Below are 12,300 nucleotides of genomic sequence, written 5' to 3' on the forward strand. Positions count from 1 at the left end.
TGAGTTGGTTGCTCCGGGCAGGTTGGCCGGCCCAGGTGGTCAGGACAGCACTGCGGGACCCGACAGAGCAGGGCAAACCCTGCCGAGTGTGGGCGTGATGGAGTGGCTGAGTCGCTGCAGTGCGCTCAGCCTGTTTCGGGTCGGCGGGCTACTTCAGCGCCAGCCAAGCCACCGCCGCCACGACCGCTACCGCCGCGATGATGCCGACGATCAGGCCGATGCGGGGGCCCGCGGGGGCCGAGGTCTGCTGCGTGGACTGGGGGGCCTCGTCGACGAACGCGCGGAACATCTGGGTGTTGCCGGCGGGGTCGTAGTTGCCCTGGGGGCCCTGGGTGTTAGCCATGGCCCGAGACATTAGCGAAGTCCAGTGGGGCTGCCCAAGTGGGGGGCGGTGAAGAGGCCGTACAGAGTTTCGAGGCCTCGGGCGCTGCCCTGATGGGGGCTGCTGGTTGCCGAGCAGCTCGATGCCGCCCCCACCTGCGTATTTACGGTTGCAATACTTGCCTTTGCCAAGTTTTTAGACCGCAAGCCTCCCGTTTGTTTGCCTTCAGCAACCAAACATATCTATGGTTGCCCTGAGCAACGAATACGGGAGGTGTGATGGCGGAGCAGGCGCAGTTCGAGGAGCTGGCACGTCAGCTCAGTGCCTTCGGAGCGGTGAAACGGGACCTCGGGCGGATCCTTCCGCACGACTGCCCGGCCGGCTCCGCGGCCGTACTGACGCTGCTCGGCCGCCACGGCGACATGCGCATGAGCAAGCTCGCCGAGCTGCTCGCCGTCGACATGTCCGTCACGAGCCGGCACGTGGCGCACGTCGCCGAGCGGGGCTGGATCGAGCGGTCCCCCGACCCGGCGGACAAGCGCTCGCGCATCCTGCGGCTCACCGCGGCCGGCGAGTCCATGCTCGGCGAGCTGTCCCGGCGCAGCACCGAGCTGCTGGCCGAGCGGCTGGGCGACTGGTCCGACGAGGAGGTCGACCAGCTGATCCGGCTCATGACCCGGCTGCGGGAGTGCTTCGGCGATTGCCGGTCCTTCCATCCCGCTCGGTCGCCCGCCCAGACCCAGACCCAGACCCAGGCCGGCGCCGGGGCCGTGGCCCAGGTGACGGCCCCCGCCTCCGTCCTCACCCCCGTGCTCGGCATGACCTCACAGACCACCCGTACACCCGCGTAGACGTAAGAGAAGGAAGCCCATGGCAACGACCACACCAGCCGGTGTGCGGGCTCACGCCAAGCACGGGGGAGGCTCCCCCGACGGCGTTCAGATGACCCACCGGCAGATCATGGAGGCCCTGTCCGGGCTGCTCCTCGGCATGTTCGTGGCGATCCTGTCGTCCACGATCGTGTCCAACGCGCTGCCCGAGATCATCGGCGACCTCGGCGGCGGCCAGTCCGCCTACACCTGGGTCGTGACGGCCGCGCTGCTGTCCATGACGGCCGCCACTCCCCTGTGGGGCAAGCTCTCCGACCTGTACAGCAAGAAGGCGCTCGTCCAGATAGCGCTCGTCATCTATGTGCTCGGATCCGCGGCGGCCGGTCTGTCGCAGAACGCCGGCATGCTGATCGCCTGCCGTGTCGTCCAGGGCATAGGCGTCGGCGGTCTCTCCGCCCTGGCGCAGATCGTCATGGCGGCGATGATCTCCCCGCGTGAGCGCGGCCGTTACTCCGGCTACCTCGGCGCGACCTTCGCCGTGGCCACCGTCGGCGGCCCGCTGCTCGGCGGTGTCATCACCGACACCGACTGGCTGGGCTGGCGCTGGTGCTTCTACGTCGGCGTGCCCTTCGCGGTCATCGCGCTGATCGTGCTGCAGAAGACCCTGCACCTGCCCGTCGTGAAGCGGGACGTGAAGGTCGACTGGGGCGGTGCCTTCTTCATCTCCGCCGCCGTCTCGCTGCTGCTGATCTGGGTCACCTTCGCCGGTGACAAGTACGACTGGGTGTCGTGGCAGACGTACGCGATGGTGGGCGGCTCGGTCGCGCTGGGCCTGTTGTTCGTCCTCGTCGAGTCCAAGGCCAGCGAGCCGATCATCCCGCTGCGGCTGTTCCGCAACCGCACCATCACCCTCTCCTCGATGGCCTCGCTCTTCGTCGGTGTCGCGATGTTCACCGGCACGGTCTTCTTCAGCCAGTACTTCCAGCTGGCCCGGGGCGAGTCCCCGACCATGTCGGGTGTCCTGACGATCCCGATGATCGGCGGACTGTTCGTCTCCTCCACTGTCTCCGGCCAGTTCATCACCCGGACCGGCAAGTGGAAGGCGTGGCTGGTCAGCGGTGGTGTGCTGGTGACGGCCGGACTGGCCCTGCTGGGCAGCATCCGGTACGACACGGCCTACTGGAAGATGGCGATCTTCATGGCCCTGCTGGGCCTGGGCATCGGCATGATGATGCAGAACCTGGTGCTGTCCACGCAGAACCAGGTGGACCCGAGCGACCTCGGCTCCGCCAGCTCCACGGTCACCTTCTTCCGTTCCCTCGGTGGTGCGATGGGTGTCTCCGCGCTCGGCGCGGTCATGGCCCACAAGATCACCGACTACGTCAAGGACGGCCTGGCCGACCTCGGCCCCAAGTACGCCCACCTCGCCTCCGGTTCCGGCTCCACCAGCAGCATCCCGGACCTGGACAAGCTGCCCGCGCCGCTGCGCACGGTCATCGAGAGCGCGTACGGCCACGGCATCGCGGACGTCTTCATGATCGCCTCCGGTCTGGCACTGCTGGCCTTCCTGATCACGCTGTTCATCAAGGAGGTCCCGCTGAGGACGCAGGGCGCCCTGGCGCAGGCCACCGCGCAGGAGGCCCCGGCCGAGGTGCCGGCCGCCGCGGCCCCCGCCCCGGCCGAGGAGACGGTGCCGAGCTGGGCCGTCCCGGTCGTGAACGCCGAGGACGGTCCGGAGGGCGCCGAGGCTGTCGCCGCCACACAGCTCACCGCCGTCGCCACGCTCCCCGTTCCCGAGCCGTCCGCCCTCGGCGGCACCCCGGTGCACGGCTTCGTCCGCGGCGCCGAGAGCGCCCCGGTCCCGCGGGCCGCGGTCACCCTGATCTCGCTCTCCGGCCGCCAGCTGGGCCGCTCGGTCGCGCAGGCCGACGGCGCCTACGCGCTGGACGCGCCGGGCACCGGTACGTACGTGCTGATCGCCGCCGCCGACGGCTACCAGCCGCAGGCGTCCACGATCGTGGTCGGCGAGGAGCCGCTGCCGTACGACATCCTGCTCAGCGGCACCAGCGGCCTGAGCGGTGTGGTCCGGGGCGCCGCGAGCGCGCTGCCGGTCAAGGACGCGATGGTCATCGTCACCGATGTGCGCGGCGACCTGCTGGCCACCGCCGCCACCGGTGACCAGGGCGAGTTCGCCTTCACCGAGCTGGTGCCGGGCGTGGTGACCGTCGCGGTGAACGCGGCCGGCTACCGGCCCCGCGCCCTGCCGGTCGAGATCGGCACCACCGGTGTCACCCGGGTCGCGGTCGACCTGGACGTCGGCGCCCAGCTGCGCGGTGTCGTGCGGGCCCCGCACGGCCCGCTGGCCGACGCCCGCGTGACCCTCGTGGACGCGGCGGGCAACGTGGTCGGCACGGCCACCACCGGCATGGACGGGGCGTACGCCTTCGCCGACCTGAACGGCGGCGAGTACACCGTCATCGCGACGGGCTACCCGCCGGTGGCGACGGCCCTGACGGTGCACGGCACCGGAGTCGACGGCCACGACATCGAGCTCGCCCACCCCGGCGAGTAGTCCCACCCGGCCCGCGGCGGGCGCACCTCCCTCGGAGCGCGCCCGCCGCGGGCCGGTCTCATGACGCGCAATTCATTCGGCTTTCCAGGGAGAGAACGGGATGGGACTGACCGCGAGGATCCGCACCCGGGACGGATGGGCCGTGCAACACGCGGTCGTCACGGTGACCGACATGGCGGGCGCGCAGGCGCTGCGCGCCGAGGCCGACGCGGAGGGGTCCGTACGGGACACGACCGAGCTCGCCCCGGGGGCGTACACGGTGATCGTCACGGCCGTCGGGTACGCGCCCGCCGCCGCCAGCGCGATCGTCACCGCGAGCGGCCGGGCCGAGGTCGGCACGGTGACGCTGGCCCGGCAGGGCGGCACGGAGCTGCCGCCGCCCGGCCCGTGGACCATCGACCCGGCGCACTCCACGGTGGGTGCCGTCGCCCAGCACCTGGGGATCTCCAGCGTGCGGGGACGGTTCACGGAGTTCGCGGGCACGATCGAGATCGCCGCGGACGACATCGCCCACTCCCGCGTCGAGGCCGCCATCCGCGCCGCCTCCATCGACACCGGCAACGGCATGCGCGACACCCATCTGCGGTCCGCGGACTTCCTGGACGTCGAGCGGCACCCCGAGCTCGTCTACCGCTCCACCCGTGTGACGGCGGCCGGCTCCGACCGCTGGAAGGTCCACGGCGAGCTCGCGATGCACGGTGTCGTACGCCCCGTCGACCTGGACCTCGCCTACCTCGGCACCGGCTCCGACCCCTGGGGCGGCACCCGCGCCGCGTTCCGGGCGACGGCCGAGCTGCGCCGCGAGGACTTCGCGATGAACTACAACCAGATCGTCCAGGCGGGCGTCGCCGCCATCGGTACGACGCTGAAGGTCGAGCTGGAGATTCAGGCGGTCCAGGGCTCCGCACTGCCGCAGGCGTAGCCGCGGACGTACGCACAAGAGGGTCAGCCAGGGGCGGGCCGGCTGCCCCTAGGCTGCCCTCATGGCACCGAACATCGCGAGCAACACCAGCGTCTCGTTCGACGAGTTGCTGGACTTCGTACGCCCCCGTCACCGCGCCATCCTGCTGACCCGGCGGGCCGACGGCGGCCCCCAGGGGTCGCCGCTGACCTGCGGGGTCGACGACTCGGGCCGGATCGTGGTCTCCACCTACCCGGAGCGCGCCAAGACCCGTAACGCCAAGCGGGACCCGCGGGCCGCCCTGATCGTGCTGAGCGACGACTGGAACGGGCCGTGGGTCCAGATCGACGGCACGGCGGAGGTCATCGACTCACCCGACTCGGTGGAACCGCTGGTCGAGTACTACCGGAACATCGCCGGCGAGCACCCGGACTGGGACGAGTACCGGCAGGCGATGGTCAAGCAGGGCAAGTCCATCATCCGGGTGACCCCCGAACGCTGGGGCCCGGTGGCGACCGGCGGTTTTCCGGCGCGGCTGGTGTCCGAGGGCTAGGGGGTGTCGTTTGGATCATCCTGGCGTCGCGGGCCCTGGCACGCACTCCCCCAAGCTCTTCGAGCAGGGGACCCCCAGCCGCGTTGTCGTCACTCGCCGACTCCCTCCTCCGCCTTGCAGCTGCACGCACCAGACCCCGCTCGAGGTCGGCCAGACCGCACCGCTCGTCACGGCCGGCCTGATCCAAACAACACCCCCTAGTCAGCCGCGGGCGACCATCGCCTCGATGCCGGCCACCAGCAGGTCCAGGGCGAAGGCGAAGTCGCGGTCGAGCATCTCCTCGACCGTGTCACCGCCGCGGGCCGCCATGATGTCCTCGGACTCCTTGATGACGTCGGCGGTCCGCGGTGACGTTCAGCTCGGCGGCGAGCCGCCGCATGGAGAATCTGTCCAGTCCCTCCGCGTCCAGCAGCCCTGCGGTGACCTCGGTGATCCGGTCGCGGTCGAGCCCGGCGGGCTGTCCTCCGCCCCGCCCGCCGCGGCGCGCCTTGTCCTCCAGCCAGACGCTGGTACGCGCCGACCGCTCGGCTGCCTTCACCATCGGCGTACCTTCCTGGAACCGCGACCACTTGCCTCGATGCTGGGCCCGCACTCCTTCCGTACCCATCCGAGCTCCTGGGCGATCGCGACGCAGAGGCGGTGGCCTCTCGGCCACCGCCTCTCGTCCGCTGTCGGCCGCCCGTCAGTTGCTCGTCAGTTGCTCGTGCGCTGTGTGAGGTCGTAGAAGGTGGACGAACCGGCCGTCACCTTCTTGAAGTTGTTCTGGACCCACGAGGTGATCTGCGCGGACGTGCCACTGGAGTTGCCGCCCATGCCGCCGCCCATGCCGCCGCCGGAGATGAAGTAGTGGATCCTGCCGTCCGCCACGTACTTCTTGAACTGGGCCAGCGTCGGGGACGGGTCGGTGCCGTTGAAGCCGCCGATCGCCATCACCGCCTCGCCGGTGGCCAGTTGGTAGCTCGCGGCGTTCTGTGAGCCGATGGACGCGGCGACCCAGGTGTAGTCGTCCGCGTCGGTCTCCAGCAGCTTCTTGGCCGCCGAGGAGACGCTCGCGCCGTTGAGCAGACCGCCGGCGCCGCCGGCACGGCCCATGCCGCCGCCCTCGCCCAGCTGCCCGCCGCCGGGGAAGCCCTGGCCCGGGGTGTTCCCGTTGCCGTTCTGCTGACCCGGCTGGCCCTGCTGGCCCGGCTGGCCCTGCCCCGGCATCCCGCCAAGGCCGCCGTTGCCGCCGCCCGGCAGGCCGTTGCCGTTCTGCTGTCCCTGCTGGTTCTGGCCGGGCATCATGCCGCCGGGAGCGCCGTTGCCGCCGCGCATCCCGCCACCGGGACCGCCGGGACCGCCGCCCATCATGCTCGCGCCGGCCGGGCCCGCCGTGACGATGGAGCCGGTGTGGCCCTCCTGCAGCGTGCTGAGGGTGTACGCCGTCGGACCGGCGAGCGCCGCGACCAGGCCGACCGCCGCCGCCCCGAGGGCCAACCGGCGGGTCACCCGGCCGGCGAAGACCAGGCCCAGGGCCGCGGTCAGGCCGCCGATCAGGACCAGCCACTTGAGCCAGGGCAGGTAGTCGGAGGTGCGGTTGAGCAGGACGTAGCCCCAGGCCGCGGCGGCGACGACCGAGGCGGCGAGGGTGATCGACGCCCATGTCTCGGCGCGCTTCTCCCACAGCAGGCCCGCGCCCATGCCGACGACGGCCGCGATGTAGGGGGCGAGGGCCACCGTGTAGTACTGGTGGAAGATGCCCGCCATGTAGCTGAAGACGACCATGGTCATCAGCAGCGAGCCGCCCCACACCAGGAACGAACCCCGGGTGACGGAGGTCCGCTTCAGCCTGCGCGTGGCCACCAGGCCCGCGACGAGCAGGATCAGCGCGGCCGGCAGCAGCCAGGAGATCTGGCCACCGATCTCGGAGTTGAACATCCGGTCCCAGCCGGTCTCGCCCCACATGCTCGTGCCGTTGCCGCCACCGCCGCCACCGCCGCCCACGCTGCCGGTCTCGTCGCCGTTGAGCCGGCCGAGGCCGTTGTAGCCGAAGGTCAGTTCCAGGAAGGAGTTGTTCTGCGAGCCGCCGATGTACGGGCGGGAGGACGCCGGCCACAGCTCGACGATCGCCACCCACCAGCCGCCGGAGACCACCAGCGCGACGGTGGCCAGGGCCAGCTGTCCCAGGCGCCTGCGCACCGGCACCGGCGCGCACACCGCGTACACGAGGGCCAGCGGCGGCAGGATCAGGAAGGCTTGCAGGGTCTTGGCCAGGAAGGCGAAGCCGATCGCCACGCCCGCCCACACGAGCCACTTGGTACGGCCGTCCTCCAGCGCCCGGACCACCAGGTAGCAGGCGACGGCCATCAGCAGCGCCAGCAGCGCGTCCGGGTTGTTGAACCGGAACATCAGCGCCGCGACGGGGGTGAGCGCGAGCACGGCGCCCGCGATCAGACCGGCCGCGGGGCTGAACCGGCGGCGCACGGCCGCGTACACCACGGCGACCGTGAGGACGCCCATGACGACCTCGGGCACCAGGATCGCCCAGGAGTTGAGGCCGAAGATCCGCACCGACAGGGCCATCGGCCACAGCGCGGCCGGGGGCTTGTCGACGGTGATGGCGTTGCCCGCGTCCAGCGAGCCGAAGAAGAACGCCTTCCAGGAGGTGCTGCCCGCCTGGACGGCCGCCGAGTAGAAGGAGTTGGCGTAGCCGGAGGCGCTCAGGTTGTACAGGTAGAGCAGGAAGGTGACGGCGAGCAGGCCGAGGAGGGCCGGGCGCACACAGCGCGGGTCCTCGGGCCGGCCGCGCCACAGTCTCCGTACGAAGGGCTGCCGGGGTTCGCCGGACTCGGGTGCGGGGACCGCGGGGTGGGTCGTGCGGTCGTACTGGATGGTCATCGGGGGTCCCCCGGGTCGGTGTCGTGAGGGCGCACCGGCTGCAGTCGCATGGTGGCGTCCCTCCAGTTGCCGTCCGCGGCTTCACCGGCGCGGAACTGGGTGGTCTGGTACGGCGGGCAGGGCACCGGGCGCTGCGGGAGCGGCGTGCCGCCCGGCTGGTACGGAACCGTCGTCGCGTAGGTCGGCGAGGACGGATGGTGCGCGGCCACGACCGTCGACACCTGGTCGGTGTCGTCGCGGTCGGGGAAGACCCACGCGCGGAAGAGCAGGAAGCGCAGCACTGTCGCCGCGAGGTTGGCGGCGATGAGCACCGCCAGTTCGGTGGAGTGCGCGGGATTGCCGGTGGCCGCGTTCAGGGCGGCCAGGGAGCCGCTGGTGAGGGCGAGGCCGATGCCGAAGACGACCAGGCCCTGCGCCTGGTGCCGGACGGCGCCGCCGCGGCCGCGCACTCCGAAGGTCAGGCGCCGGTTGGCCGCCGTGTTCGCGACGGCCGAGACCAGCAGCGCGAGGGCGTTGGCGATCTGCGAGCCGGAGAACTGCCGGAAGCCGCTGTAGAGCAGCAGGTAGAAGAGGGTCGACAGGCCGCCGACGACGCAGAACCCGACGAGCTGGCGGGCCAGACCCTTGGGCACGTCCTCGATCTCACGGTCGCGCGGGTCGTCGCCGAACGGGCGGGTCATCCGGTCCAGCGGCAGCGAGCCGGTGGCCAGGGCCTTGCCCACGCGCCACACGCCCTTGAGGTCGTCGGTCGCGGTCTTCACGATGTGCACGGTCGAGTCCGGGTCGTCGACCCAGTCGACGGGCACCTCGTGGATACGGAGCCCGGCGCGTTCGGCGAGGACCAGCAGCTCGGTGTCGAAGAACCAGCCGGTGTCCTCGATCAGCGGCAGCAGCGCCTGGGCGACGTCACGCCGGATCGCCTTGAAACCGCACTGCGCGTCGGAGAAGCGGGCCTGCAGCGAGCCGCGCAGGATCAGGTTGTAGGAGCGGCTGATGAACTCCCGTTTGGCGCCGCGCACCACGCGCGAGCTGCGGGCCAGCCGGGAACCGATCGCCAGGTCCGAGTGACCCGAGATCAGCGGCGCCACCAGGGGCAGCAGGGCGTTGAGGTCGGTGGACAGGTCGACGTCCATGTACGCGAGGATCGGGGCGTCCGAGGCGGACCAGACGGTCCGCAGCGCCCGGCCGCGGCCCTTCTGCTCCAGCCGGAAGGACCTGACCTCGGGGATCTCCGCCTCCAGCCGCGCCGACACCAGCGGGGTGGTGTCCGTGGACGCGTTGTCCGCGATCGTGATGCGGAACGCGTACGGGAAGGTGCGTACGAGGTGCTCGTGCAGTCGGAGCACGCACGGCCGGAGGTCCTTCTCCTCGTTGTAGACGGGGATCACTACGTCCAGGACAGGCGTACCGGCGTTTCCGGCCGGGAGGTGCTCCCGCGCCGGCAGGGTGCCGGGAGAAGAGTCGGTTCGCATGGAACCGACTTTCGTCAGGCGCCCTGTTCCGCCCATGTGGTGGCGCTGTGCTGTGCCTGTGAGTGCGGCTGCCGGTCCGTTTCGGGGGCGGGCCGCGGCGCGGCGGGGCCGAGCGCGGGCAGGTGAACCGTGAACACGGTCCGCCCCGGGACGCTGTCGACGGTGACGGCACCGCCGTGCGCGGTCGCGACCGCCTGCACGATGGCGAGCCCGAGTCCGGTGGATCCGGTGGCCCGGGAGCGCGCGGAGTCGCCGCGCGCGAACCGCTCGAAGACGTGCGGCAGCAGTTCGGGCGCGATGCCCTGGCCGTTGTCCTCGACGTCCACGCACATCCATGTTCCGCGGCGCTGCACGCGTGCCGTGACGGTCGTACCGGGCGGGGTGTGTTTGCGGGCGTTGCCCAGCAGGTTGACCAGCACCTGTTGCAGCCGTGCCGCGTCCGCCGGCACGAGGGCCGGTTCGTCGGGCAGTTCGAGCCGCCAGTTGTGGTCCATGCCGGCGGCGCGGGCGTCGCTGATGGTGTCCACGACGAGCGGGACGAGGTCGGTGTGCTCGAACTGGAGGGGCCGGCCGGCGTCCAGGCGGGCCAGCAGGAGCAGGTCCTCGACGAGCAGGGTCATCCGGCCCGCCTCGGACTCGATACGGCCCAGGGCGTGCCGGGTGTCGGGCCCGACCTGCTCGCGTCCGCGCCTGGTCAGCTCGGCGTAGCCCCGGATGGAGGCGAGGGGCGTCCGGAGTTCGTGACTGGCGTCCGCGACGAACTGCCGTACCCGCGTCTCGCTCTGCTGGCGGGCGTGCAGGGCGCCGTGGACGTGGTCGAGCATCCGGTTGAGCGCGGCGCCGACCTGGCCGACCTCGGTGTGCGGGTCGGTCTCGGACTCCGGGACGCGCTCGCTGAGGTTGACCTCGCCGGTGTGCAGGGGCAGTTCGGAGACCCGGGTGGCGGTGGCGGCGACACGGCGCAGGGGGCGGGTGGCGACGCCGACGATGACCGTGCCGGCGAGGGAGGCGGCGATGAGGCCGGCGGCGGTGACGCAGACCTCGACGAGGATGAGGGTGTTGATAGTGCTGTCGGCGTCGATGGTCGGGATCGCCACGTAGTACGTGCCGTTGACGCCCGTCGCGTACATCACCTGGTAGGTGCCGAGGCCCGGGAGGTCGACGGTGTGGATGCCCCTGTCCTGGGGAACGGAGTTGAGCACCCTGATCTGGGACTCGGTGAGGGGCTTGGGGTTCATGTCGAAGAAGCCGCTGCTGTTCTTCGACTTCTCGCCGCGCTTGGCATCGGTGACCGTGCCGTTCACGATCTTGCCGACGAGCGTGCCCTGGGGCTGCGGGCCATTGGTGACGAATTCGGAGAGGTCGACCGGTCTGCCGAGCTGTTCGTCGGGCAGGTGGGGGTCGTTCTTGGCGCCGCCGGGCGGACCTAGGCCGCCGGAGGCCCGCCCCGCGACCTCACCGAGCCGGCTGTTCAGCTGGTCGTACAAGTGGGACCGCAGCGCGAGCGTCGTGACGGTGCCGATCACCGCGCACACCACGGCGATCAGCACCACGGACGCGACGACGAGCCGCGCCCGCAGGGTCCGCGGCTGTCCCTCCCCCATTCTCGACTTCGCTCGAGCGGGGGGACCCCCATGTCTCTTCTGCGTACGCGGCCGTCGTCGCCCGCTCATGACGCGGCTGGCTTGATCAGGTAACCGGCCCCGCGACGGGTGTGGATCATCGGCTCCCGGCCGGCGTCGATCTTTCTGCGCAGGTACGAGATGTAGAGCTCGACCACGTTGGCCTGGCCGCCGAAGTCGTACGACCACACGCGGTCCAGGATCTGTGCCTTGCTGAGCACGCGCCGCGGGTTGCGCATCAGGAAGCGCAGCAGCTCGAACTCGGTGGCGGTGAGGTGGATGTTCTCCCCGCCCCGCGACACCTCGTGGCTGTCCTCGTCCAGGGTCAGTTCGCCGACGACGAGCACGGAGTCGGACCGCCGGTCGGCCGCGCCCGAGCGGCGGATGAGTCCGCGCAGCCGGGCGACGACCTCCTCCAGGCTGAACGGCTTGGTGACGTAGTCGTCGCCGCCTGCGGTGAGCCCGGCGATACGGTCCTCGACCGCGTCCTTGGCCGTCAGGAACAGGACGGGCACGTCGGGCAGCTCGCGCCTGAGGCGCCCCAGGACCGCGAGGCCGTCCATGTCGGGCAGCATCATGTCGAGGACGACGGCGTCCGGCCGGAACTCGCGGGCCGTCTGGACGGCTCCGTGCCCGTCACCCACACTCCTGATCTGCCAGCCCTCGTAACGAAGGGCCATGGAAAGGAGTTCGGTGATCGACAGCTCGTCGTCCACCACAAGCACTCGGACGGGGCTCCCGTCCGGCCTCAGCAGTTCGGTGCGCGCCTGGGGCGAGGTCGTGGTCATGGTGGACACCATGTCGGGGTCCTCTGAGAACACGCTTTCACTAATCTGTGATTTCCCTAAGAAACACACAGGTGCCTCTCAGGCGGCACCTGGGAAATCCCTGCGGGTGAAGCCGTGGCTGTGCTCCACGCGGGCGATGTGGATCGCGTACCGCTCGTACCAGTGCTCCCGACCGTACCGCTTGGCCTCCCGGTGCCGCGCGTCGTGCCGCCAGGCGTCGATGCCCGCGAGATCGCGGAAGTAGGCGACGGAGATCGCGAGCCCGCCGGGGGTGTGCGCGCTGTCCTCGCCGAGGAAGCCGGGGATGCTCTTCACCAGCTCGCCGAGCCGCTCGGCGGTCCGGGCGTACCCTTCGCCGTCCTC

At 71.1% G+C, this 12,300-nt stretch carries 10 protein-coding genes and 1 pseudogene; 4 read left to right on the top strand and 7 right to left on the bottom strand.

Features of this window, described 5'->3' with window-relative positions; all coding sequences use genetic code 11:
* Window positions 1-148: 148 nt before the first annotated feature.
* Entirely contained in the window at window positions 149-343 is a 195-nt protein-coding gene (locus tag IPZ69_RS44170; RefSeq protein WP_235460555.1) for a hypothetical protein, read from the bottom strand.
* A gap of 257 nt (window positions 344-600) precedes the next feature.
* On the opposite strand from IPZ69_RS44170, the gene IPZ69_RS44175 reads away from it, so the two are divergent.
* From IPZ69_RS44175 to IPZ69_RS44190, 4 genes are all read left to right on the top strand, one after another.
* On the top strand, window positions 601-1,173 hold the full coding sequence (locus IPZ69_RS44175) for a MarR family winged helix-turn-helix transcriptional regulator (RefSeq protein ID WP_235460556.1): 573 nt from the start codon (window positions 601-603) through the stop codon (window positions 1,171-1,173).
* A 19-nt stretch (window positions 1,174-1,192) separates the two neighbouring features.
* A complete protein-coding gene (locus IPZ69_RS44180; RefSeq protein WP_235460557.1) occupies window positions 1,193-3,724 on the top strand; it encodes an MFS transporter in 2,532 nt (843 codons plus the stop codon).
* A gap of 100 nt (window positions 3,725-3,824) precedes the next feature.
* The gene (locus IPZ69_RS44185; protein ID WP_235460558.1) at window positions 3,825-4,646 is read left to right on the top strand and encodes a YceI family protein; all 822 of its coding nucleotides are present in this window, start codon (window positions 3,825-3,827) and stop codon (window positions 4,644-4,646) included.
* Window positions 4,647-4,707: 61 nt separating this feature from the next.
* Entirely contained in the window at window positions 4,708-5,178 is a 471-nt protein-coding gene (locus IPZ69_RS44190; RefSeq protein ID WP_235460559.1) for a PPOX class F420-dependent oxidoreductase, read from the top strand.
* 201 nt (window positions 5,179-5,379) lie between these two features.
* Here IPZ69_RS44190 and IPZ69_RS44195 read toward each other — a convergent pair.
* From IPZ69_RS44195 to IPZ69_RS44220, 6 genes and pseudogenes are all read right to left on the bottom strand, one after another.
* Window positions 5,380-5,719 (bottom strand): annotated as a pseudogene (locus tag IPZ69_RS44195) (hypothetical protein).
* Window positions 5,720-5,871: 152 nt separating this feature from the next.
* Window positions 5,872-8,055 (bottom strand): ArnT family glycosyltransferase, encoded by a 2,184-nt coding sequence (locus IPZ69_RS44200; RefSeq protein ID WP_235460560.1) that lies wholly within the window; start codon window positions 8,053-8,055, stop codon window positions 5,872-5,874.
* Window positions 8,052-9,527, bottom strand: coding sequence for a bifunctional glycosyltransferase family 2/GtrA family protein (locus IPZ69_RS44205; protein ID WP_235460561.1), 1,476 nt, complete (start codon window positions 9,525-9,527; stop codon window positions 8,052-8,054). Before IPZ69_RS44205 ends, IPZ69_RS44200 begins: the two co-directional genes overlap by 4 nt.
* A 14-nt stretch (window positions 9,528-9,541) precedes the next feature.
* Window positions 9,542-11,200: a HAMP domain-containing sensor histidine kinase gene (locus tag IPZ69_RS44210; protein WP_308407609.1), complete on the bottom strand. Its 1,659-nt coding sequence runs from the start codon at window positions 11,198-11,200 to the stop codon at window positions 9,542-9,544.
* Window positions 11,197-11,937 (bottom strand): response regulator transcription factor, encoded by a 741-nt coding sequence (locus tag IPZ69_RS44215; RefSeq protein WP_235460563.1) that lies wholly within the window; start codon window positions 11,935-11,937, stop codon window positions 11,197-11,199. Before IPZ69_RS44215 ends, IPZ69_RS44210 begins: the two co-directional genes overlap by 4 nt.
* Window positions 11,938-12,015: 78 nt before the next feature.
* Window positions 12,016-12,300, bottom strand: a 285-nt coding sequence (locus tag IPZ69_RS44220) for an antibiotic biosynthesis monooxygenase family protein (RefSeq protein WP_235460564.1), incomplete at its 5' end; no start/stop codon positions are given.

Origin of the sequence: Streptomyces olivochromogenes, from assembly GCF_021538895.1 — a bacterium.
GTDB lineage: Bacteria > Actinomycetota > Actinomycetes > Streptomycetales > Streptomycetaceae > Streptomyces > Streptomyces olivochromogenes_A.